This is a genomic window from Paenibacillus sp. P32E (genome assembly GCF_001909085.1).
Taxonomy (GTDB): Bacteria; Bacillota; Bacilli; order Paenibacillales; family Paenibacillaceae; genus Paenibacillus_AQ; species Paenibacillus_AQ helianthi.
This window is the reverse complement of record NZ_LVYY01000001.1, coordinates 409,151-432,506: the sequence shown is the minus strand read 5'-3', so window position 1 is coordinate 432,506 and position 23,356 is coordinate 409,151. Positions and strand designations below refer to the sequence as shown.

Below are 23,356 nucleotides of genomic sequence, written 5' to 3'. Positions count from 1 at the left end.
CGACAGCAAGTGGTACAAATCCTTTAATTTTTATATTGAAAAATGATAATAACGAATATTTATTTTATTTTGTTGAATTCTTCCGCAACACTAGCTGCAATTGGATTAAAACAGTAAAGGGATAGAACTCAGCAGCGGACTGCCGGTTCTATCCCTTTTGCAACATATCAACTTATCTTGTCTGGCTTAAGACTATCCATCGCCGACTTATCAACCACGTACGTTCCCGCCATCAGATCATGTATGGCCCGGTTATTCTTGATGAATGCGACGCATAGGCAGTCCACTATAATCACAAAGCCAAAAAATGCATTCAAACCAATCACAAGCGGAAGCCATTCCCCGGCATGAGTGGAAATCGACAGGGTTTTGTACGCACTCAAACTTGCAATGACCGCCAAAAATGAGTTCAGAATATAGAAGCTATCCCGGATCAATGCCTGCTTCACCGAGGGCAGCTGTCCGTCCGCATTTATAATTCGGACCTTCAGGAGCAGCTTTCCGGGCGTCCCGCCATATTTGACCACCATATAAATATTAAATGCGCACAGCAGCGCAAACTGGATAAACAATGGTATCCCCGAATGATAATGTTCTGTCGCCCAGACGAAGAACTTATTCACAACATAGGCCGGAAGAAGAAGCACCAGAACATCTACAATACTGATCAGCACTCTTTTCCAAAATCCTGTGAAGTCCCCTGGAACCAGCTCTTCTTCCACCCTTCGATCCATGTTGTACCTCCAGTGTTAAGATCTGTACGCAGCCAAAATATCCTTTCCTACCTGCTTCGCTTCTTCCAGTGTACTTGCCGGACCTGAAATACTCCCCTCACCGTTCTTAAGGTTATAGCGCTTATCGAGATCGGTCAGCGTAATCCAGAACCGGTCCAGCTTCTTCGCTGCAGAAATCACCCCGGTTGTACGTGTAGAGTGATCGGTATCCCATGCCGTCATAACTCCCAGATAATAACCTCCGTTATCCTTCAGCTTTATCTTATAGGTCAAGTCCTGGTCTACAGTAAGAGTTCCGTTCAATGTACTTTTGGAGAACAGAAAGACACCCCGGGCAACCTTTCCTTTAAAGTGGATAGTCGTGCTTTTGATCATGCCGGCTTCATTCGAATAAATAACACTTCCGTATTCCCGCTCCACCTGCTGCGGCCTCATCCAAAGATAGAGCAGCGCAAGTATAATTAGCGTCAGCCCCATTCTTAACCATACTTTTTTATTCATTGTTCCCCCTAGCTTGCTATTCTGGTCTATTGCTTCTGAACTTTAAATGTGAACGTCCATGTGGCCGTGTTGCCGGAATAGCGCCCCCGGTTTTCGACAACGGTCACCTCTATGGCTTTGCTGATGGTTTTGGTTATTGCTGAGGCTTTGACAGAAGCGGTAGCCGTGGCGGATTCCGGAATTTTATCCTGCTCTTCCGCATACGCCTTCAGTTGAACACTTTCTGTGGATTTCAGGTCCAGAACCACGGATGAGCCCTCACTAATCTCTTTATCGTTAATATATGCCGTGGTATACCACTCATTACCCACATGATTGTTTTCAGTCAGTTCCGCACTGACTAAGGTTACTTTAACCTTGATGCTTTTGGATGCCGCCGAAGTGGACTGTACCGGTATGGCCATACTGAACAGGAGCAGCAGCAGTACCATGATTCTGATTCCCTTATTACGCATTTGAGAGTGCCTCCCTCATATTTTAGCTGTATGATTTATACATTTCGCCAAAATATGCCATAACCCTCCAACGCATCTGTATTTTTTTGGTTTTTCTGCTATCTCGTCACCGCAGGGTGGAACGGGCAGTTATTGCCGCTCATGGATGGTCCGTCGCAGCTGCACAATCTCGGTCATCAGCTCGCGGTCCTCTTCCACCGTCTCTCTGGTTTCACTGTGCATCAGTTGGGCCAGGCGCAGCTTCATCAGTTGCAGTTCTCCTTCTTGTGATTGCTCTTCCGGTGTAAGCACCCGGCTCCGGTCCTTGGACGAATATTCCTCATAGGTACCCGTGAACTGACGGGGGTTCCCTCCACGCTCCAGTACAAGCAGCCGGTTGGCCACTTTAGCATGCAAATACCGGTCATGCGAGACGATAACCAGCCCGCCGGGATAAGAAGCCAGTGCTTCTTCCACCCGCTCCCGGGTATCGATATCCAAATAGTTGGTCGGCTCATCCAGCACAAGCAGATTGGCACGGCCAAAATACAGCCGCAGGAAGGCAACACGGCATTTCTCACCAAGGCTTAGATCACCGATCCGCTTAAATACATCCTCCCGGGGGAACAAGAAGCAGCCCAGAATGGTCCGCGCCTCCGTCTGCGTCATGCCGGGAAGCTCCAGCAAGCTGTCCAGTAGGGTGGATGACAGGGGCAGATCATCCAGTTCCTGGGCAAAATAACCCACCCGCGTGCGGGGATGCATACGCAATTCGCCACCGTCAGGCTCCAGCAGACCAGCAATCAGCTTCAGCAGCGTGGATTTGCCGGCACCGTTCGGTCCAAGAACAGCAAGACGGTCCCCGCGCCGTAAAGTTAGATTGAAATTTTCCAGCAGCGCAGGAACGCCGCCGTAAGCATAATGAATACCGCTCATCTCAAGTAGCGAATCTCCCCGGAAAACTTCACCTTCCAGCTTCATGCTTAGCTGGGATATGGCACGCGGCAGTTCCACCCGGTTCTGCTCCAGGCGTTCCAGACTCGCTTCCTTGGCATGGAGCCGGGAGACGTTCTTCTTCGCTTGGGCGCGCCGGAAATCGTTCTGGCCGGCGGCAAGGTGGGCCTGCTGGAACCATTCTGCATAACGGCGGATGCTCGCCAGCAGCTTTTCCCTCTCCAGCTCCTGCTTTTTGTACTGCACCGCCAGCGTTCGTGACTCTATCTCCTTCTGCTCCCGGTACTTCGTATATCCTCCCGGATATCGCCGGCAGTCCTGCGGGCTCAGCTCCAGCACTGTCGTTGCCGTCCGGTCAATGAATCTGCGGTCATGGGAAACGTAGAATACCGTCCCAGGATAATTCCGTACCCACTCCTCCAGCCAGACCATGGTCTCCTCATCCAGATGGTTCGTCGGCTCATCCAGGATCAGCAGCTTCGGCTGACGGGCCAGCAGCGCGGCTAGTTGAACCCTGGTCTTCTGCCCCCCGCTGAGCTGGCGGTATGGCAGGGTCCACACCTCATGATTCAGCATCAGCTGGCTAAGGCTTTGTTCTGCCTTGGCCTCCCAGCCATACCCGTCCAATTGCAGATAACGTTCATATACTTCACCGTATTCGGCCACAAGCGCTTCATCGCTGCCGCCAGTCTCTTGGAGCATACGGCCCATCTGCTCCAGCCTGCGCTTAAGGTCATCCACTTCCGGCGAACCGGACAGAACATACTCCAGCGCGCTGACATCTGGCCCAATCTCCAGCTCTTGATCTAGTACTCCCCGTTCCTCAGGGGGCAGACCGTGATAAACGTTGCCCTCCTCGAAGGTGTAACGTCCGAGGAGACCCTGCAGCAGCGTCGTCTTGCCGATCCCGTTGCGTCCGAAGAGCAGCACACGTTCTCTCTCGGCAATTTCAAAAGAGACATCTGCGAACAGGGGAATCCCGTTCCATTCTTTACGTATATGTTTAACCTTGATTATGGTCATATCCATTCCTCCGCTTCCGTAAAAATACAAAAAAACCGCAGCCAGCGGCCTGCGGCAGAGCATGTATGAAGGAGGAGGATGCCATGAAACAACGCTGCAGATATATTGCTCCCTTGTTTCATCGCAAGGCGAACCGTATATTTATCAGCTGCGTTCATCTGTAGCAAGCATCATAAGGTCCCCGATCGACACACGTATCCCCTGACCGTACACCCCGAGCAGCAACGGCTGCGCCGTCCTTACCTGCTTTATTCCAAAGGGTGTCCCGTGGCTTGTGCATAAGCACATCCCTAGTTCATGGTCTTTTGAGAAGGAAACGTGTTAGTTATTCATCGCTTCGGTGAACCTCCGTAATTGTCCGAAATGTGATACTTCTTACAGCATATGCAACTCCACAAGCATAAACAAGGTCAAGAACCTTTATATTTAAAGTTTCCCATTCTGTTATTACATCATTAGCGGGACAGCAAACGGCAGCAGGATCAGCAGCAGTGAGAGACTAGTTAGGCTAAACGTCAGATTGCGTCCCAGCCTCTGATTTTTGTCTGATTTGAACCAGCCTTTGAACTGCCAATAATTGCGGTAGAGCACAAAAAACAAAATGAGATTCCCCGCAGCAGCGCTCCCGGGGTAGATCGTCCAGCCGTACATCAGCTTAAAGAGGCCATATTCCAAGCCGCCCAGTAACCCTAGAGTCAATAGCAGCAACAGACACATCCGCAATATTTCCAGCACAAAGGTTGCCAGCTTACTCATCATACATCACCTCTCCACTTGAGTAGGAACTCCTCCTGCGGCTTCGGCCAAATGGATATTAGAGCTGCTCCAGCGCAGGATCTCCTGATTATTTTGGACAATTATCCGCTTGTGGGCATATTCTTCGGTCCGTTCCATCATTCTGGGCATATCCACCCGTTCATATTTCCTGTTCCATTCAAACAGCATCTCATACAGGTTCTTCTCTCTATAACTTCAATATATATCCTGAAACTCCTGCCCGTTCGAAGCTGCTGTACATAGAGTGGGTTACAAAAAAACACAGCAGGCCTCTGCCCGCTGCGGTCCGGGGATACTATGAAGCTGATCCGTCCTAGAAAGTGACTGTGGCTTCCTGCTTGCTCCACTTGAACGAAAGACCGAACAACTCTGTCAGGCTGCCAAGCGGCAGATAGAGACGGTTATTCACATTTTTGGACGCTATCATAGATAGGGTTTGGCCCTGTACCACGGCTTGTGTGGTCAGCGGTTTATGTGTCACCGTACGTTTTCCTATGGTGATCTCCAGCGCACCGGTTCCAGCTTGCGGCTTCAGCGTACCTCCCAGCAAGGCCACTGTTTCTCTCAACGGAACAAAAACACGCGAATTCTCCAGGATAAGGTCATCCTTAAGCTTCAGCGGTTTACCATTAATGATGAAGGTTCCTGCAAAGGCGGTAACCCCGAGGGAATAGCCGTTATTGGCAGCAATGCTGTCCAGGCTGAGTGATGATGAAATGATCACCACTTTTGTATTCTTGGCAATTTGCGGAAACAGCCAGTGGATGTCTTCATTATGCATACGGATGCACCCGGCACTGACATATTTGCCGATGGACGACTCGTTATTATTGCCATGAATGGCGTACGTTGTTCCCTTTGTGCCGTTCACTTCGAGTCCCAGCCAGCGGTCCCCAAGCGGATTCGCAGGATCTCCTCCGGGAATGTGCTCCTTATAATAAGGCCTGTTTTTGATCTTGACGACAATTTTGAAGCTGCCCTCTGGAGTGAGGCTTTTGCTTTTGCCTGTGGCAACCGGAAACGTCCGGACCAGCTTGCCGCCACTGAAATAGCCTAGCGTATTCGTCTTTTTGTTCACAATAATCAGCTCTGAGGACAATGCAGCCGATGCCGTTGACGCTCCCGGGAAGCTTAATGTTAACAAAAGCACAAATACAAGCGGTAATGTAATACTCCGTTTCAGTGAGAAATAGAAGGATAATTTGTAACGTGAAGCATCTAAATTCTTAAATTTCCAAAAAGCCTTTGGTCTAGCAAATAAACCATGCAGATTCATGCTGCCCCTCCTCCAGGTTATGGGTGATTATGGATACTGTTTTCTAGATAGACGAAAGGAGGCCACAAAAGTTGCTATGCAGCCTGTACCTTTCTTTTGAGCCCGTCCTTCCGGCAGCGAAGGAGTAATTGAGGGAATTGTAGCCGTCCGCTCAAGCAAATCAAGCACATGAATATTCAGTACTTTTCTCAGAGATAATAAGAACGCATGACCAAACCGAAATGCCAAGGAGGCAAAATATTTTGAATTCCAACATTTCCAGCCAGATCAACCAATGTGAGCAAATTATTCAGCAGCTGGTCTCCCAAACACAACAAGCCAGCCAAAACTATCAACAGCTTCTTCAACAGGAACAGCAAAATGCTGCCAAGCTGGAAGAATTGGCAGACCGTGAACGTAAAGCCAGTCAAATGATTCAGCAGGCCCTGCAGGGTCACCAAACGGCTGTACAACAGCTGCAGCATGTATCCCAACTGGTTAGACAGATGGAACAGAACTCCCAGATTTCCAGCTTCAGCACTGGAATCGGCACAGGGGCTCAAGGATTCAACCCATCTTATAGCCCGGTCTTCCATTCTTCCATGAACCAACAGCCATCACAGGTGCCACATATCCCAATGATGCCTTCCTTCAATTCGCAGCAAATGCATTCGCCAATGTCTCCAAATCAATCCTTTGGTTCATCCATGAATCAGGGCCGCAGCTTCCAGTAATCAACAGCACTTCAATTTCAAAAGGGTTCCTCAGCAGCCTCTCTGTGGCTGACGGGGAACCCTTTCTGTTGTCCGGCTGGCAAGCAGACCGAACCCGTTACTGCTGAATGTTGCATTCATACCACCAGCCGTCCCCGCTTCTCGGCGAGCGTAATCGTCGCTTCCACGCCGGAGTTGAACGCCAGAAAGTCATTTTCGACCCCATCGCTGAAGATGACCCCGTCCTCCGGCATCTGTGAGGTAATCTTCAGCGGGGCCTGGCTGCCGATCTCTCCGAAGACCAGGTCAGCGGAAGTCGTTCGGCTGGGAAAAGGCTCCCGAACCGTAAAGTACAGGTTCGGGTAATCCCAAGGCAGCCGCTCTCCCATCGCGGTGTATACCTCATCCGCTCCGGTTACCGGATGTCCGCCTCTTCCTGCAGCCGGGGCTGTGCGTGCTCCGCTTGCCTTTTGCAGCTGCGCCGCGCTGTGAACAATCCCCGCTGCTCCGGCGAGCACGCTTTTGAGCCAGCCGGTGGAGCCCATGCCGGTGGAGACGATAATCCCGCTGGAGGACTGCTGCTCGGTGACACCGTTCAGCTCCAGCTGATAGCGGGCGGACACATGGGTCTTGCGGCCAATGAACAGATCATTGACGCCGTACAGGCTCTGTCCGTCGTTGAGCTGCGCTTTGGCAAGCGTGACCTCACGCACCTGCCGCTGCCCCCGGAACACCTCCGGCACCAAATGCCGGAGATCCTTGACGGTGAACGGCAGCAACACACCGTCCCAGCGCTGCGGATCGGGATTGACCCCGATCAGCGGCTGCTCGTGAAGGTATTTTAGCGTGTTGGCCACAAGTCCATCCTGTCCCAGCACCACTACGGTATCTTGCTCCCCAAAAATGAAGTTCGGTACATGCTGGCGTTCCAGCAGCTGCACCCGGCCCACCGCGCCCAGCTCGATCACTGCGGTCTCCACCGCCTTGCGATAATAAAAGTCCTCGCTGATATAATCGCTGAAATCCGCTCCCAAGCGTTCAATATAGAACTGCGCCTGCTGAATCGTATTGTAGCGGACCACCAGTTCTTCGAGCCGGGTTTTTCGCTGGATCAGGATGATCTTGTTCTCCGAGCTTCGGGTCCCGCTCATCGTCCCCCGCCTCCTCTTGCAACATTCCCGCCGTTTCCGGCCGAACCGCCCATCAGTCCCTGAAGCAGATCCGGCGAAATGTTCAGCTGCCCAATCTTGCCTGCATTCTCCGCCAGCTCCTGGAAGGCAATTGCAATCAGCTTATCCGGCTTCATGCCTACATTGGTCAGGGCCTGCAGTACACCAGGCGCTACGCCCTGCAGCGAATTCATCACCGCCGACAGCTCATAGGCTTTGGCATCTGCTTCAGCCCGCTGGTTGGCTACGGTCAGCCCGATCAGCTCCTGCTTCTTCTCTTCAAGCGCGGTATCGAAGCTGAGCTGCTCCTCCTTCATCGCATTCTGCTTCTGCTTCACCGACCGCTCGGCGTCCAGCTGGGTTTCACGGATCTGTTTTTTCTTCGTCTCGACAGCAATTTCCGTATTCAGCTCATTCTCCTTCACGCGGCGCTCCTGCTCAATGGAAGCATTGCGGCGCTCATAGAGCGCATTGTCCGCACTCCGGAGAATCTCTTCCCGGGCTTGTGCTTCCAGAGCGCGCAGCGTTTCCTTATTCGGGACAATGGCCAGAATCGACAGACCCATCAGCTCGATGCCCAGCTTCTCAATCTCCTCATTCCGTCCAATCTCCTGGGTAATGGTCTTTGCCAGACGTTCACTGGACTTAATCGCTTCGCGCAGCGGCAGCTGCTCCAGCTGCTTCTTCGTCAGCACCTTGGCGATATGGATCACACGCTGCGCGAGCTTGCTCGGATCGTCCGAGAGATACGTATTTTTACGCAAATTGTAGGTGTAATTAAGAATCTGTGTAGTCTTGCGGTAGTCGACAATCCGGTAGGTCAGCTGCCCCTGTACGGTCACTGTCTGGTAATCATTCGTAATTTCCTCGAACATGAACGGAACATCAATCGAGGATACCGGAACCACAACAACCGAGGTCGTAGGCGCATAATAATGAAAAGAAAGCCCCACTCCCTCACGCACTACCTTGCCGTTCTTCACCTTAAGCACATAGTCACTGGGCTGGAATTTCACGAATCTGAATCCGAACATAGGGATTACCTCCTGTTAACTTTTTTGTTATTAACATTTTGTTATTAACATTTTGTTATTAACAACATTTTAGCACAGGTAGTTGATATTATCAAGTTGTTAATATCATAATTATAGCGGCCGGTCTCCCTTCAGTGAATTCAGAATCCTGCGTACCGACTGAACCCGCACCGGGTCTACCGGCTTCAGCGGATCTCCGTCTTCCCTTACTGCAGAGCCAAAATGCACCCGGCTTACTCCTGTCTGTGTGATGAACTCACTGAGACCATCGGCGGTTAAGCCACAACCCGCAAGGATGGAGACGGAAGAAACAGAAGATAGCTGCTCAAGAAGTGCAATCTGCCCTTTCCCCTCGGGCGCCGTATTCCGTCCTCCGGAAGTCAGAATATCCGTAATCTGAGGGTAGCGCGACAATATCTCCAATGCTGCAAGCTGATTCTCTGCCTCGTCAAAAGCCCGGTGAAACGTAACTTCCATCCCGTCCGCAGCCTGCAGCAGCCGCTTAAGCAGTTCTTCGTCAACTGTCCGGTCAGGACGGAGCATTCCCATGACAAGGGATAATCCGCCTATAGCTGCAATGTGACGGATATCCCGCAGCATCGTCTGCGCATCGGGCTCATCATACCGGAAAGAACGTGCATGCGGGCGCACCATCACCCTTACCGGGAGATTGACGGCTTCCCGCACACCTTCAATCAATCCCAGACTTGGAGTCAGCCCGCCCTCCCGGATGCCGGTAATCAGCTCTATCCGGTCCGCCCCGTTCTTTTCAGCTATAACCGCATCACTCACCGTCGTTGCAATAACTTCCAGTAGCATGTTATATATCCTCTCCTTGCAGCAGCAGTTAAAATTGAATACTTCCATCTTATCGTTATAATGAATTTCATACGATATTTTTTAGGCGGAGGGAATGAACAACGGATGAACCATGAAATTACCATCACACAGCTTGAAGAGTTACAACCGGAGACCCTGCAGCAACTGAACAAACTGATTATAGATGTCGTAGAAGATGGTGCTTCTATCGGATTCCTGCCTCCGCTTGGGGCAGAGGAGGCAGGAACCTATTGGCAGGGGGTCCTGGCCCCTGGCATTCTGATCTGGGTCGCGATGGAGGGTGAAAGTATTGTTGGCACGGTGCAGCTGCACCCAGTCATCAAGCCGAACGCCCCGCACCGGGCGGAGATCGCCAAGCTGATGGTGCATCCGGAGCACCGCCGCAAAGGCATTGCCCGCCTGCTGATGGATTCCGCAGAGCAGGCAGCTGCGGCAAATGGCCGGACATTGTTGGTGCTGGACACACGTGAGGGTGATCCTTCCAACCTGCTCTACCAATCACGCGGATTTGTGGAAGCAGGCAAAATCCCGGATTATGTAATTTCCGGTGATGGAGAAATGTCCGCCACGGTGATTTATTATAAGCATCAGTAGGGCAAGGGTGGGCAAGCGAAGAAAAAGCCATCACTGCCTGCACAATAAGCAGGCCGGTGATGGCTTTTGAACATTTTACTTATACAGCTCTTATTCCCCTACGCCCACCACATATCGAGCGGTTGCTCGCGGATCAGGATGGACTGCAGGTTGGTCACTGCGCGGTGAAAGCCTTCATCCACAGACATCAGCGGATCTTCATGCTCAATGCTTACCACATAATCATAGCCATAGGTGCGCAGCGCGCTCATGATATCGGACCATTCGGACAGGCTGTGCCCACAGCCGACTGAACGGAAGGTCCATGCCCGGGTTTGCACATCGCCGTATGGCTGCATATCTGTCAGACCATACATATTAATATTGTCCTGATCCAGGTATGTGTCCTTGGCATGGAAATGGTGAATCGCTCCGGCCTTGCCGAGAATTTTGATCGCACCCACTGGCTCAATGCCCTGCCACCACAAATGACTCGGGTCCAGATTCGCACCAATCGCCGGTCCCGTTGCTTCTCTCAGCTTGAGAATCGTATACGGAGTATGGCACAGGAAGCCGCCGTGCAGCTCGATGCCAATCTTTACACCATGTTCTTCCGCAAGCTGGGCGATCTCTTTCCAGTAAGGAATTAGCTTGTGCTCCCATTGCCAGGTTAGAATATCGCTGTACACCGTAGGCCAAGGGGTGACCGGCCAGTTCGGTGCTTTGGCCTCGTCGCTGTCCCCGGCTGTGCCCGAGAAGGTATTGACCACGGCAACGCCCATCAGTGAAGCGAGCTTGATCGACTTGCGCAGGATTTCATCGCCTTGGCGCGCTTCTTCTTTATCCGGTGAGATCGGGTTGTTATGGCAGCTGAAGGCGCTGATCATAATGCCGCGTTTCGTGAACTTTTCCAAATAAGCCTTACGGGCCGCTTCGCTCGCCAGCAGCTCATCCGTAGGACAATGCGGATTGCCGGGATTGCCCCCGGAACCGATCTCGACGGCATTCAGGCCGGCGGCAGCGATTTTATCCAGCATCTCATCCAGGCTCAGACTTCCAAATACGGGATCAAATACTCCTAATTTCATCTAGATTCCCACCTTTTCTTTGATTGGCTCCAGCGCCTCGGAATGTCCGTACACAGGATAGCCGCGCTTGGTTGGCGCACACCAGTTCACGCCGTTGATAATGACCTGTTGAATCTCTTTGTTGTAATAGGTCGGATACGATTCATGTCCGGGCTGAAAATAAAAAATCTTCCCGTTGCCGCGCCGGTACGTCGATCCGCTCGGAAATACGTTTCCGCCTTCGAACCAGCCGACAAAAATCAGCGACTCCGGTGCCGGAACATCAAAGTGCGCTCCATACATCTCTTCCTGCTCCAGATCAATATACTCACCTATACCTTCGGCAATCGGATGGCTCGGGTCCATGACCCACAGGCGTTCCTTTTCCCCGGCTTCGCGCCATTTCAGATCACAGCTAGTTCCCATCAGCTTCATGAAGATTTTGGACATATGCCCTGAATGCAGCACTACCAGCCCCATTCCCTGAAGCACACGCTGATGAACACGGTTCACGACCTCATCGCTCACTTCCTGATGGGCCACATGCCCCCACCATACCAGCACATCGGTGTTATTCAGCACTTCCTCTGTCAAGCCGTGCTCCGGCTCATCCAGCGTTGCCGTCGCTGTATCTAGTCCGGCTCCGCTGAGGAAGGAAGCTAACTGGGCATGAATGCCCTGCGGGTAGACCTGCCGGATGCGCTCTTCCTCACGTTCATGACGATATTCATTCCATACGGTTACTCTGGTCACTATGAACACACTCCTGGCTCTCATGTCGTTGATAGTATTCGGGATTTTCTCTGTTTAGTCGAAAAATACGGGCATTCCCGTCTCCGACGATTTGTAAATGGCCTCCAAAATGCGGGTAACCACCAGCGCCTGCTCCGGCTTCACGACCGGCTCCGTGTCATTCACAATGCTGTCGATCCACTGCTTGGCTTCAGCTACCGCAGGATCATCCCCAGCGCCGTCGTAGAAATCCACACCGGCCGCATCCAGGCCAATATGCTTCTCATATGTTTTGCCGTATTCTTCTCCGTTGATGCGCAGCCCCTTCTCCATATCGGCTCCGCCTTCTGTACCGCAGAGCACGGTTTTGGCTTCACCCACATCTAGGGTATTCAGCGCCCAACTGGCTTCAAGGACAATGGTCGCTCCGTTCTCCATGGTAATGAACCCGATAGCAGAGTCTTCAACAGTGAATTTCTCCGGGTCCCATGGCCCCCAGGCATTCGCGGCGTTCTTACGGCCGGACAGCTTGTGATAAGCATTGCCCACGGCATATTTAGGCTTGTAATTGTCCATCATCCACAGGGTAAGGTCGAGGGCATGGGTCCCGATGTCGATCAGCGGTCCGCCGCCTTGCGCCTCCTCATCCAGAAATACTCCCCAAGTCGGCACCGCGCGCCGGCGGATCGCCTTGGCTTTGGCATAATAGATTTCTCCAAGTCCGTTATTCTCACATACGGTATGCAGGTAAGCCGAATCCGGTCTAAAGCGGTTCTGGTACCCGATCGTCAGCTTTTGGCCAGTCCGCTTAGAAGCATCAATCATCGCCTGCGCTTCCGCAGTTGTCTTGGCCATAGGCTTCTCGCACATCACATGTTTGCCGGCTTCCATGGCAGCGATGGAAATTTCCGCATGGGAAATGTTCGGTGTGCACACATGAATCACATTTATACTTGCATCCTTAAGCAGCTCTTTATAATCGGTGTAGACCGCAGCGCTTTCATTACCGAACTCCGCTTTTGCCTTCTCGGCTCGTTCAGGCACGATATCGCAGAAGGCTACCATCATGGCTCCCTCCACTTTTTGCAATGCGGGCATATGTTTGCCGTTCGCGATTCCGCCGCAGCCGATAATTCCTATTTTCAATGTCATTCAGGCCTAACCTCCACTGGTTTTAATATCTCTATCATACAAATCCACCCCGGCGCTTTCTTCCTGCATTCTTGCTGAATTATTCCTGAATATTGTCTTATGGTATTTCAACGGAGATATTCCGGTTGCATCCTTGAAAAAATGATGAAAGGTCTTCACGCTTCCAAACCCCGCGGCTTCGGCCACAGCAGACATGGGCAAGTCCTCGTTTAACAGAATCCACTTCGCTTTGTTCAGCCGGTATTCATTCAGGAAAGCAACAAAGGTCATCCCTGTATTACGCTTGAACAGCTTGGTGAAATAATACGGGCTGAAGCCCATGTAACGGGCCACCTCGTTCAGGGAAATCGCCTTTTGATAATGCTGCTCCACATAGGCAAAAATCCGCTCCAGGCGCTCAAGCGTTTCCCGGGACTGTGTCAGCGTATCCTCGGAGAACTTAGGCTCCCGCTTGACTCTGCTTTTCGGAATCTCCCGCAAAATAACGGTCAACAGCTCGAACATCCTCGCTTTGATCATATAGGCATAGCCTTCCCGCCGCTGGGTATCTTCCTCGTAGATGCTCTCAATCAGGGGAATGATCCGGGCAGCCGCCCCCTCCGGCCATGACTGGCTTGAGTGCTCCATCTCCGTAAACAAATCCCGCAGGGAATAGCCGCTGCCTCCCAGGGCAGCAACTTCCTGAAACAAATTCAGGTCGAACTGGATCACCACCCGCTCACTTTCGGGCGAAGCGAGAAAATAATGCACGTCCCCGCCGTTAATGAACTGAATTTCGCCCTGTTCCATACGGATTGGGGTATCATTAATTCCCAGATTTAGTCTTCCTTTAGTAACATAGATGATTTCGATTTCCTTATGCCAATGCGGATAACAGAGTTCATCCCCTCCACAAATCAGACTACGAAAGGGAAAATGCTTATCCACATCCGGAAGTTCCAGATATATACTCATGAGTGCGGCTCCTTGTCCGTATGATCCACTGAAGGTAACATATGATATCTATACTTATACCATCTATAGTTATATAGTTGGATAGGGTTCATTATTAATATCGTCCTCCAAAGAAAATTCATGATTCACAGACATTAGAGTAAACGTTTACTTTATCGTAGACTCCTCTTATTTCTTTGTCAATCGCTGTTCTATTCTCTATAAAGATTCCGGGGTCTGCCAGACTGCTTTAAATTTTTTGTAGAATCTTCCCGTTGACAAAAATATATCTTGCCTTTATATTTCAGGTAATCGTAAGCGTTTACGTTATACCTTAAATCCGAATGAAACAGAAAACTGAGGAACTGCCTTATGAATCCTACGATCAAAGATGTCGCCCAGAAAGCAAATGTATCCATTGCCACAGTGTCCCGTGTGCTGAATAACCTGACTGGCTACTCGGACAAAACAAAGCAGAAGGTGAATCAGGCGATCAAAGAGCTTGGGTACCAGCCCAATGCTATCGCCCGCGGTCTCATCAACAAGCGGACACAGACTATCGGTGTGATGTTTCCTAATGTTTCCAGCGCCTTCTCTTCAGATCTGCTCCACGGGATTGACGAATTCGCCCATGACAGCAATTACAGTGTAGTCGTCTGCAACACAGATAATGATGGCAAGCGGACAATGAAGTATTTGCAGCTGCTGCGCGAAAAACAGGTAGATGGCATCATTTTTTCCAGTGAGGTGCTGAATAAAGAGTACTATGAGGTGCTGGAGAGCATGAAGATACCGGTTGTTCTTGTCTCCTCGAAGACGGATTTTGCCAAGGTGCCCTATGTGAAGGTAGATGATTACCAGGCGGTCTATGACGCGATTCAATATCTGATCTCCAAAGGCCACCGTAAAATCGCCATGATCAGCGGAACCAAAAGCGATCCCATCGCCGGGACTCCCAGAGTGCAGGGCTACCGCAAAGCGCTGGAAGCGAGCGGAATTGCTTTTGACAGCAGCCGTCTTGTGTATGGAGACTTTTCATTCGAGAGCGGTGGCAGGGCAATGGAATCCATATTACGCAAAGCGGGAGAGGCTACCGCAGTCTTTGCAGCCAGTGATGAGATGGCCATTGGCGCTCTCTCCGCAGCCCTGAAACACGGTCTGAACGTTCCCGAGGATATCTCGATCATGGGATATGATGATCTCAAACTGGCGCAGATGGTTACACCTCCGCTAACGACAGTCCGGCAGCCGCTGTACGAAATGGGAAAGATCGCCTCCGAGAAGCTGATCCGGATGATCGAAACCGGGGACATTGCCACAAACAAGATCATTGCTCATTCGATTGTGGAAAGACAAACGGTAAGAACACTTACCTAAGTCTTTTATCAATAAAACGTAAACGTTTACCCTAAAGGTCCCGATTATTGACTATTTTTCCGGAAGCACCCGTATTCACAACTGGAAAATCCAGTAATCACAGGTAGTTAATCTTGGGATAGTTTGGTTGGGACGTAGAGTAAACGTTTACTCCAATGGCAGTAGACTGCTAAATTTAGTACTCAGGGGGATTCCATCCATGAAAAAAACAATGAAACCCGTAACAGTAAGCCTGCTGGCTATGTCACTGCTCAGCGCCTGCGGCAATAATAGCGGAAGCAACGCTGCTACCGCTGATGGAGGGAACGCCGCTTCCGGTGACAAGGTCAAGATTGAGTTCTTCCAGAACAAGACGGAAGCCAAAGCCACCTTCGACAAGCTGGTCGCCCAATTCAACGCCGCGAACCCTAACATCGTTGTCTCGCAGATCAACCCGCCGGATGCCGAAACGGTGCTGAAGACCCGCGCTGCTAAACAGGATCTTCCCGATGTCATCGGCCTTGGCGCCACCGACACTTACAAGACCCTCTCCGCCAGCGGACTATTCGAGGACTTTACCGGTGATCCGCTGGTCTCCTCTATCCAGCCCGCTTATGTCAAAATGCTCAATGACCTTACGGGGTCAAGCGAACTGAACGGTATTCCGTTCTCTGCCAATGCCAGCGGTGTCATCTATAACAAAGCGATGTTCAAGGAAGCTGGCGTTGCCGTGCCAACGACTTGGGATGAATTCATCGCTGCAGCCCAGAAGTTCAAAGACAGCGGCAAGTATGCCTTCTACCTGACGCTGAAGGATTCCTGGACCTCACTTACCCCCTTCAACTCCCTGGAGCCAAGCATTCTCGGCACTGATTACTTCAAGAAGCGCACCGAAGGCAGCGTGACCTTCACGGACAGCTTCCGGGAAATCGCCGAGAAGCAGCTGAAGCTGACAGAATTTGCCCAGAAGGACATTTTCGGCAAGGGCTACAATGACGGCAATACGGCGTTCGCCAAGGGTGAATCTGCGATGTATCTGCAAGGGGTATGGGCAATCCCTGAAATCATGAAGGCTAATCCATCTCTTGAGTTGGGCGTATTCCCATTCCCGGCCACCAATGATCCCACAAAAAACAAGGTCATTTCCGGTGTGGATACCCTGCTGACGATCTCCAAGGACAGCAAGCATAAGGAAGAAGCGAAGAAATTCGTCGAATTCCTCCTTCAGCCACAGAACGTAACGGCATACATCACCGAGCAAAAAGCATTCCCGGCGGTGAAGGGTGTGACTCAGGATGACCCTGCCATGGACGGCTTCAAGGAAGCATTCACCTCCGGCAAGCTGGCCGATTTTGCCGACCATTACATCCCTGGGGCGATGAAGGTCGATACGATTATTCAAAGCTTCCTTAACAAAAAAGACATCGACGCATACCTGAAGCAGCTCGATACAGAATGGGATAAGGTAGCTAACCGGAAATAAGATTGCCAATCCATAGCATGAACTACAAGCATCAGGAGAACAGGGGCGGCAAGCCCCTGCTTCTGCGCTTTTTTCTAAGGAGGATTAACTGATGGCCAAACGGCAAGTCGCTTTTTACCTGATGACTATACCAGCACTGCTGCTGTTCTTCGCCTTTCATACGTTTCCGGCGCTGCAGGGCATTTATTATGCGTTCACGAACTGGGATGGTTTCAGCAACAGCTTTGATTATGTGGGGTTCAAGAATTTCATTAATATTTTCAAAGACGAGAATGTACTGAACTCTTATCTTTTCACCTTCAAATACGCCATCGCTACAACTGTTCTCATCAATATTATCAGCCTGCTGATCGCACTGGGACTGAATGCCAAGATAAAGGCCAAAAACTTTTTCCGCGGCGTATATTTCCTTCCCAATATCCTCAGCGTGCTGATTGTCGGCTTTATCTTCAACTACCTGTTCTCCAATGTGTTTCCGGTGTGGGGCCAGAAGCTGGGAAGTGATTTTCTCTCGCAGAACATCCTCGGCAACTCCGATTGGGCCTGGATTGGAATCGTCATTGTTGCGGTCTGGCAGGGCATCGCTTATAACACCATTCTGTATCTGGCCGGATTGCAGACGATTCCCCACGATCTTTATGAAGCTTCCAATCTGGACGGCGCCAGCCGCTGGCGGGAATTCTGGAGCATTACCTTTCCGCTGCTTGCTTCCTTTTTCACGATCAATATGGTGCTGGCGATGAAAGGCGGATTGATGGTTTTCGACCAGATCATCGCCCTAACAGGCGGGGGTCCCGGCCGTTCTACGCAATCCATCGCCCTTTTGATTTACACCGGCGGCTTCCAGGGCGGAGAATTCGCATACCAGTCGGCGAACGCCGTGATTTATTTTATCGTCATCGTCGTCATCTCCGCCCTTCAGCTTAAATTCCTGCAGAAACGGGAGATGGACCTATGATCAAAAAATCGACGAATTGGCCGGTTACGGTAATTATCGCGCTGTGTTCCCTGCTGATCCTCTTTCCGCTGTACATGACGGTCGCCATCGCACTCAAAAATCCCGAGGAAATGGCCCGCTCCATTTTCTCCCTGCCAACCGGGCTGCATTTCGAGAATTTCGCGAACGCCATCAAGGCGACGAATTTTTTCAACGCCCTGGGCAACAGTGCCAAAATTACTGTGACAGCGGTTGTATTTATTCTGCTCACGAATTCTATGGTCGCCTACGCCATTGCCCGAAATATGAATAAGCGCTTCTTCAAAACGCTCTACTTCTATTTCATCAGCGCTATGTTCATTCCGTTTCAGATCATTATGCTGCCGGTGGTCAAAGTCACTACCGACCTGCATATGAACAATATTCCCGGGCTGATTATTTTGTACATCGTCTATGGCCTTGCTTTTAATGTCTTTGTGTATGTCGGTTATATCCGCTCCATTCCGTATGAGCTGGAGGAAGCGGCTACAGTGGACGGGGCCTCGACCTGGGGAACCTTCTGGCGGATTATTTTCCCGCTGCTGGCTCCTGTCAATGCGACCATCGGCATCTTGGCCTGCCTATCCACCTGGAATGACTTCATGCTGCCGCTGATTCTCTTGGGCAACCAGGATTCCTATACGCTGCCGCTTGTGCAGTATGTCTTCCAGGGCCAATTCAGCACCGATTTCAACCTGGCTTTCGCCTCGTATCTGCTGGCTTTATCCCCTATGATAGTTATTTATCTGTTCGCACAGAAATGGATTATCGGCGGCCTTACCCAAGGCTCCATTAAGTAAATTTACGTACCGCAAGTTCATATAGAGACAGGAGTGCAGAACCATGAACAAGCAATGGTGGAAAGAAAGTGTAGTCTACCAAATTTACCCCCGCAGCTTTCAAGACAGCAATGGAGACGGCATCGGTGATCTTCAAGGGATAATATCCCGGCTTGATTATTTGGAGCTACTAGGCATCAACGTGGTCTGGCTGTGTCCGGTATACCAGTCACCCAATGACGATAACGGCTATGATATCAGCAATTATCAGAGTATTATGAATGAATTCGGCACACTCGCTGACTGGGAGGAGCTGCTTGCCGGGCTTCATGCCCGCGGTATGAAGCTGATTATGGATCTGGTGGTCAACCATTCCTCGGATGAGCATGCCTGGTTCGCTGAATCACGCCAATCCCCGGACAGCCCTTACCGGGACTATTACATCTGGCGCGCGGGCAAGGACGGGCATGAGCCTAACAATTGGGGCTCCTTCTTCAGCGGCCCGGCCTGGGAATATGATGCGCAGACCGGCGAATATTTCCTGCACCTGTTCTCCCGGAAGCAGCCAGACCTGAATTGGGACAATCCGAAGCTGCGGCAGGAAATCTACGATATGATGACCTGGTGGCTCGATAAAGGCATCGACGGGTTCCGTATGGACGTAATCAACCTGATCTCCAAGGTTCCAGAGCTTCCCAATGTGGTGAAAGACCAGGAGGACGGCGAACGGACCTATCATTTTGGCGGTGAATATTTCGTAAACGGTCCGAGCGTGCATGAATACATCCAGGAAATGAACCGGGAGGTCCTATCCAAATACGACATCATGACTGTCGGTGAAGCCATCGGCGTCACCCCCGAGGAAGCGGCGCTATATGTCGGCGAAGACCGGAATGAGCTTCATATGCTGTTCCACTTCGAACTGATGGAGGTTGATTCCGGGCCGGGTGGCAAATGGGATGTGCAGCCATGGAAGCTGGCGGACATCAAGTCTATCTTCTCCAAATGGCAAACCGCGCTGCATGGCAAGGGCTGGAATAGCCTTTACCTGAACAATCATGACCAGCCGCGCATGCTGTCCCGCTTCGGAGATGATAAGCACTATCCGAAGGAGTCGGCCAAAATGCTGGCTACGCTGCTGCACACACTCCAAGGCACGCCTTACATCTACCAGGGCGAAGAAATCGGCATGACCAACGTCAAATTCGACTCTATCAGCGACTATAAGGATATTGAAATCCTGAATATGTATAAGGAATACCGGGCTGCGGGGCATGCGGAGGAAGAAATTATGAACTCCATTTATGTCAAAGGCCGCGACAATGGGCGTACCCCGATGCAGTGGAGCGCTGAACCGCAGGCCGGATTCACCACCGGCACACCTTGGCTGGCCGTGAATCCAAACTATACGGAAATTAACGCCGAGCAGGCTCTGGCTGACCCCGATTCGATTTTCCATTACTATAAAAAGCTGATTGAGCTGCGGAAAAGCCATGACATATTTGTGTACGGGGATTATGCGATCCTGGCCGAGGAGCATGAGCAGGTATATGCCTATCTCCGGACACTTGGAGAAGAGCGGCTGCTCGTCATGCTGAACTTCTTCGGCCGGCCTGCCGCCTTCGAGCTTCCTGCCTGTGTGATCTTTGAGGAGAAGACACTGGTTATCGCCAACTACGGAGTACAGCCGGAGGAGGATATCCGTTCTCTAACGCTGCGCCCTTACGAGGCCAGGGTGTATAGGCTGAGATAGTGCTTTTGCACGTATGGTTCTAATTCCGTGCAAAAAAGAAGGAGCCTCCTGCTCAATGTCATTAAAAGTTAAAGCGTAGAGCCAAAAATCATGAAAAAGAGCAGGTTATCGAAAAGATAGCCCGCTCTTTTTTTGCACAAAAAAGAAGAATAAGACTTGAAAAGCAAATAAAAATGTGTGGCGAAGCCCCTTGAAACAACGAGAAGGTACGCCAATGAATGAGTACGCGAATGCGCTAAAAGAAACGCTGACATCCCTCATACGAGAAATGTCAACCGAACCCGCACCTTTTGTTAAAAACCCAGAAAACGATTTTACCCGAAAGAAAAAGCTGCCCTTTGAAACGGTTATGCACCTCCTGATTTCTCACCCAAGAGATATTCGCAAAAATGATCCTGTACAATTTCGCTGAAATGACGACCTCGCACGTAGTCATTTCCCAAACGGATAAACGCCACCCTTACCAAGTCAACTTCACGGTTGCCGTTCATGTTTGTAGACATTTCCTGCGCTCACGGGACGATGAACCCCCGCCCGATGTCGAAGCACTGATTCGAAAAAACATAAGCGGATATTTTATCGCTTTGTTTGTTGTACGCTTTTTTCCTTGTTTGCACAAAAAACAAACGGCACAGGGCTTTTCCCCATGCCGTTTTGGATTCCATTTTATGGCGAGTCTTATCTTTGAGCTTATCTTAATGACATCGGCCTACCGGCTCCTCAGATTGTGCTATTAATAATTATACGTGCAGTACCAGCAATCAAAGCTTAATCTTCAAAACCACTTTCCGCACCGCTTCGCGTTTCCCCGCCTCAATCCCCGTCATATGCCCGTCCTGCGGATAGCAGACCACTAGCGCTCCCGGTCCTGCGGTTACTGTGGATTTCACTTCACCTGTGAAGAAAATCGCATCCTTTTCTGCGCTGTAATCGTCCCGCACCTCAAGGTGTTCGATAGCGGCGTAGCCGATCCGCTCCGTGCCTTCCAGAATATAATGCAGGTCCAGGTTCACTCTGTGCGCTTCCCAGAAGCACTCCCCGGCATCCTTGGTTTCATATTCATTAATGAAATAAAACATTTCATCGTCCACATCATGGCGTCCAGCCGCCTGTCCGGCAAAGTTGGTATCGCGCAGGAACTGCAGCCCTCTCTGAATCTTCTCTCCGTAAGCCGCCTCATTCTCCAGCAAATGTCCCAATGTATCCACAATCATCGCCGATATCCCCCTGTAATCTCTAGTTTGTTCCACCTTGCCGAATAGAAAAATAATATAGTATCCGCAGAAGCACAGTCTATGTATTTGTTCACGGCCCTTGAGCATATCTATTACTATTGGAGGCATACGCTTCCAAAGTAAGTTTTGCACGAAGAGGATTCACGGGAGTAACGCTCACAAAACTTGGCATATGCTTCCGAAGTAAGTTTTGCACGAAGAGAATTCACAGGAGTAACGCTCACAAAACTTTTAGGAGGCGGCCTAATGCTCTATTTCCTGATGTACATGTTCGCCGTATTGGGTATTTCATTGCTGCTCACAGCAGCAGTGCTGCAAATCAAACGATCTCACCCGTCGTCCACCCGGAACATGTCGGCCTATGGCTTAGCATCCTTCAATTCCAAATTTCACGAGCAATATATCACCCCGGATAAATCCCATATCATCGCTCTGGATGAAGAAGGTAGACATATGGCGGTCGGCATCTATGATCCCTTCAGCCCAGAAGGCACAGCACCAGCGATGTTCCTGTATGAACATATTCTGGGATCGGAAATTGTAGAAAATGCACTAACACTCGCCAAAGTCAGCAAAACCAGCCGCATTACGACCAGTGCGGTCAGACGGACTCCGGGCATAGTCGCCCATTCAAGCACAATCGAAACCAATCCTGGTACTGAAACTGCCGAAGAAATCAATGAACTCACTCTAAAAATCTATCTCGACAGCGCGGATACTCCGGTGCTTTCCATTCCGTTCCTTCCGGGACCGTCCCCGGCCAAAAAATCCGATTCCGCATACTCCCAAGCCTTCTCTGAGGCTCAACAGGTTCATGAAATGCTCCGCGGCATTCTGTCGGCTTGACTACCGGGCTGCCGGTGTGAAGCTCTCCAGGGTCCGGCCCTTGGTCAGCTTATCCAAGATATTCAGCAAAAAACGCTCCGCGAGGCTGCCCTTCAATATGGCATCGGCGGCCTCCTCCAGCGGGAACCACTGGGCGTGGTCCAGCTCCGCGCTCATTCTGCTCAAATCCTCCGTATCCGCAATGCTAATGAAATTGAGCATCAATGTACTGGAAGGGGCAAAATATTCGCTGCGCATATATTCATATGCGATGATGTCCAACCCTGCCTCCTCTTTCACCTCACGGATCAGCGTTTCTTCCGCGTTCTCGCCTTTGTTCACATAACCTGCCAGCAGGATGAAGACGGGACGGTTATACTGCTGAATCAGCAGTATTTTGTCCAGCCCCCGGTTTAGAACTGCCGTACTCATTGCTGTACTAAAGACCGGGAACCGAAACACCCCGCAAGCCTCGCAAAAAGGAACCTCTCCCTCCCCGTTGCATTCCTGCATCACCAGCTCTGTTCCGCATTCCACACAATATTTCACAGCCATCTCTTCTTTCTATGATTGTTATGATTACATAATCGAACTTAAGATTCGTCACACAGAATAATGATTACAGGCGGAACCAGGTGGAATTTCTCCACTTTAACCCTTAGCAACCAGCTACCCAGAACCCTTAAGTGGAATGTATCCACTTACATTGATGAAAACTGCCCAAATCCACCGCTTTTTCTTGATTTAGGTTCACTTTTTCCACCTATTTCCGATTTTCACACCTAGGTTGCTGAATTAGTGTACCTTTTTCCACTTCATTCCTTAGGACAACGCGTCAGACTGCTCATTGTGGAATCTCTCTCTGTCCATCCCGAGACCGCCCCTTCCCGCTTATTGAACATAAAGTTTATTTTAAGCCATTCCAATAGAACACACCATGCAAAAAATGTCCTTTGACCCGTAACAACGCGGGCAGCAGGCATGCTGATGATACTCGGGCATGGTTCAAGTGCTCCATTCTCATGATATTTTCCAAAAAATCAGCTTCATAAATTTAG

25 protein-coding genes are annotated in these 23,356 nt (G+C 50.6%); 9 read left to right on the top strand and 16 right to left on the bottom strand.

Annotated elements, in window-relative coordinates:
- Nucleotides 1-167: 167 nt before the first annotated feature.
- The 7 genes from A3848_RS01700 to A3848_RS01670 form a co-directional block, all read right to left on the bottom strand.
- Entirely contained in the window at nt 168-734 is a 567-nt protein-coding gene (locus A3848_RS01700; RefSeq protein WP_074083209.1) for an RDD family protein, read from the bottom strand.
- Between the two features lie 15 nt (nt 735-749).
- Nucleotides 750-1,235, bottom strand: coding sequence for a hypothetical protein (locus A3848_RS01695; protein WP_074083208.1), 486 nt, complete (start codon nt 1,233-1,235; stop codon nt 750-752).
- 26 nt (nt 1,236-1,261) lie between these two features.
- Nucleotides 1,262-1,690: a hypothetical protein gene (locus A3848_RS01690; protein WP_074083207.1), complete on the bottom strand. Its 429-nt coding sequence runs from the start codon at nt 1,688-1,690 to the stop codon at nt 1,262-1,264.
- Between the two features lie 129 nt (nt 1,691-1,819).
- Entirely contained in the window at nt 1,820-3,646 is a 1,827-nt protein-coding gene (abc-f, locus tag A3848_RS01685; RefSeq protein ID WP_074083206.1) for a ribosomal protection-like ABC-F family protein, read from the bottom strand.
- Between the two features lie 447 nt (nt 3,647-4,093).
- Entirely contained in the window at nt 4,094-4,402 is a 309-nt protein-coding gene (locus A3848_RS01680; RefSeq protein ID WP_074083337.1) for a hypothetical protein, read from the bottom strand.
- Nucleotides 4,403-4,408: 6 nt separating this feature from the next.
- The gene (locus A3848_RS01675; RefSeq protein WP_178381874.1) at nt 4,409-4,552 is read right to left on the bottom strand and encodes a hypothetical protein; all 144 of its coding nucleotides are present in this window, start codon (nt 4,550-4,552) and stop codon (nt 4,409-4,411) included.
- 184 nt (nt 4,553-4,736) lie between these two features.
- Nucleotides 4,737-5,699 carry a L,D-transpeptidase family protein gene (locus tag A3848_RS01670; protein WP_074083204.1) on the bottom strand — a complete coding sequence of 321 codons (963 nt, stop codon included), beginning with the start codon at nt 5,697-5,699 and terminating at the stop codon, nt 4,737-4,739.
- A gap of 242 nt (nt 5,700-5,941) precedes the next feature.
- On the opposite strand from A3848_RS01670, the gene A3848_RS01665 reads away from it, so the two are divergent.
- Nucleotides 5,942-6,412: a hypothetical protein gene (locus A3848_RS01665; protein ID WP_244169888.1), complete on the top strand. Its 471-nt coding sequence runs from the start codon at nt 5,942-5,944 to the stop codon at nt 6,410-6,412.
- Nucleotides 6,413-6,528: 116 nt separating this feature from the next.
- Here the strand turns inward: A3848_RS01665 and A3848_RS01660 are convergent, their stop codons facing one another.
- The 3 genes from A3848_RS01660 to A3848_RS01650 form a co-directional block, all read right to left on the bottom strand.
- Nucleotides 6,529-7,542 carry a diacylglycerol kinase catalytic domain-containing protein gene (locus tag A3848_RS01660; protein ID WP_074083202.1) on the bottom strand — a complete coding sequence of 338 codons (1,014 nt, stop codon included), beginning with the start codon at nt 7,540-7,542 and terminating at the stop codon, nt 6,529-6,531.
- On the bottom strand, nt 7,539-8,594 hold the full coding sequence (locus A3848_RS01655; protein ID WP_074083201.1) for an SPFH domain-containing protein: 1,056 nt from the start codon (nt 8,592-8,594) through the stop codon (nt 7,539-7,541). The genes A3848_RS01660 and A3848_RS01655 overlap by 4 nt, the downstream gene beginning before the upstream one ends.
- A gap of 111 nt (nt 8,595-8,705) precedes the next feature.
- Nucleotides 8,706-9,413 carry a copper homeostasis protein CutC gene (locus tag A3848_RS01650; RefSeq protein WP_074083200.1) on the bottom strand — a complete coding sequence of 236 codons (708 nt, stop codon included), beginning with the start codon at nt 9,411-9,413 and terminating at the stop codon, nt 8,706-8,708.
- Between the two features lie 105 nt (nt 9,414-9,518).
- Here A3848_RS01650 and A3848_RS01645 point away from each other — a divergent pair, with 105 nt between their 5' ends.
- On the top strand, nt 9,519-10,028 hold the full coding sequence (locus A3848_RS01645) for a GNAT family N-acetyltransferase (RefSeq protein WP_074083199.1): 510 nt from the start codon (nt 9,519-9,521) through the stop codon (nt 10,026-10,028).
- 98 nt (nt 10,029-10,126) lie between these two features.
- Here A3848_RS01645 and A3848_RS01640 read toward each other — a convergent pair whose 3' ends face one another.
- The 4 genes from A3848_RS01640 to A3848_RS01625 are packed head-to-tail and all read right to left on the bottom strand — an operon-like array spanning nt 10,127 to nt 13,912.
- Nucleotides 10,127-11,095: a sugar phosphate isomerase/epimerase family protein gene (locus A3848_RS01640; protein ID WP_074083198.1), complete on the bottom strand. Its 969-nt coding sequence runs from the start codon at nt 11,093-11,095 to the stop codon at nt 10,127-10,129.
- On the bottom strand, nt 11,096-11,827 hold the full coding sequence (locus A3848_RS01635) for a ThuA domain-containing protein (protein WP_074083197.1): 732 nt from the start codon (nt 11,825-11,827) through the stop codon (nt 11,096-11,098). It abuts the gene before it with no gap.
- Between the two features lie 54 nt (nt 11,828-11,881).
- Nucleotides 11,882-12,958, bottom strand: a complete 1,077-nt coding sequence (locus tag A3848_RS01630) for a Gfo/Idh/MocA family protein (RefSeq protein WP_074083196.1) — start codon at nt 12,956-12,958, stop codon at nt 11,882-11,884.
- A gap of 6 nt (nt 12,959-12,964) precedes the next feature.
- The gene (locus A3848_RS01625; RefSeq protein ID WP_074083195.1) at nt 12,965-13,912 is read right to left on the bottom strand and encodes an AraC family transcriptional regulator; all 948 of its coding nucleotides are present in this window, start codon (nt 13,910-13,912) and stop codon (nt 12,965-12,967) included.
- Nucleotides 13,913-14,263: 351 nt separating this feature from the next.
- Here A3848_RS01625 and A3848_RS01620 point away from each other — a divergent pair, with 351 nt between their 5' ends.
- From A3848_RS01620 to A3848_RS01595, 6 genes are all read left to right on the top strand, one after another.
- Complete coding sequence (locus A3848_RS01620) at nt 14,264-15,268, top strand: LacI family DNA-binding transcriptional regulator (RefSeq protein ID WP_074083194.1); 1,005 nt, start codon at nt 14,264-14,266, stop codon at nt 15,266-15,268.
- A 199-nt stretch (nt 15,269-15,467) separates the two neighbouring features.
- Complete coding sequence (locus tag A3848_RS01615; protein ID WP_143192318.1) at nt 15,468-16,730, top strand: ABC transporter substrate-binding protein; 1,263 nt, start codon at nt 15,468-15,470, stop codon at nt 16,728-16,730.
- Between the two features lie 91 nt (nt 16,731-16,821).
- Entirely contained in the window at nt 16,822-17,688 is an 867-nt protein-coding gene (locus A3848_RS01610) for a carbohydrate ABC transporter permease (RefSeq protein WP_074083193.1), read from the top strand.
- Entirely contained in the window at nt 17,685-18,506 is an 822-nt protein-coding gene (locus A3848_RS01605) for a carbohydrate ABC transporter permease (protein ID WP_178381873.1), read from the top strand. Before A3848_RS01610 ends, A3848_RS01605 begins: the two co-directional genes overlap by 4 nt.
- Nucleotides 18,507-18,549: 43 nt before the next feature.
- Entirely contained in the window at nt 18,550-20,238 is a 1,689-nt protein-coding gene (locus tag A3848_RS01600) for a glycoside hydrolase family 13 protein (RefSeq protein WP_074083192.1), read from the top strand.
- A 214-nt stretch (nt 20,239-20,452) separates the two neighbouring features.
- A complete protein-coding gene (locus A3848_RS01595) occupies nt 20,453-20,650 on the top strand; it encodes a hypothetical protein (protein WP_074083191.1) in 198 nt (65 codons plus the stop codon).
- Nucleotides 20,651-20,999: 349 nt separating this feature from the next.
- Here the strand turns inward: A3848_RS01595 and A3848_RS01590 are convergent, their stop codons facing one another.
- Nucleotides 21,000-21,452, bottom strand: coding sequence for a NanQ anomerase/TabA/YiaL family protein (locus tag A3848_RS01590; protein ID WP_074083190.1), 453 nt, complete (start codon nt 21,450-21,452; stop codon nt 21,000-21,002).
- Nucleotides 21,453-21,719: 267 nt separating this feature from the next.
- On the opposite strand from A3848_RS01590, the gene A3848_RS01585 reads away from it, so the two are divergent.
- Nucleotides 21,720-22,319: a hypothetical protein gene (locus A3848_RS01585; RefSeq protein WP_074083189.1), complete on the top strand. Its 600-nt coding sequence runs from the start codon at nt 21,720-21,722 to the stop codon at nt 22,317-22,319.
- Here A3848_RS01585 and A3848_RS01580 read toward each other — a convergent pair whose 3' ends face one another.
- Nucleotides 22,320-22,853 carry an NAD(+) diphosphatase gene (locus A3848_RS01580; protein WP_256702116.1) on the bottom strand — a complete coding sequence of 178 codons (534 nt, stop codon included), beginning with the start codon at nt 22,851-22,853 and terminating at the stop codon, nt 22,320-22,322.
- Between the last annotated feature and the right edge of the window lie 503 nt (nt 22,854-23,356).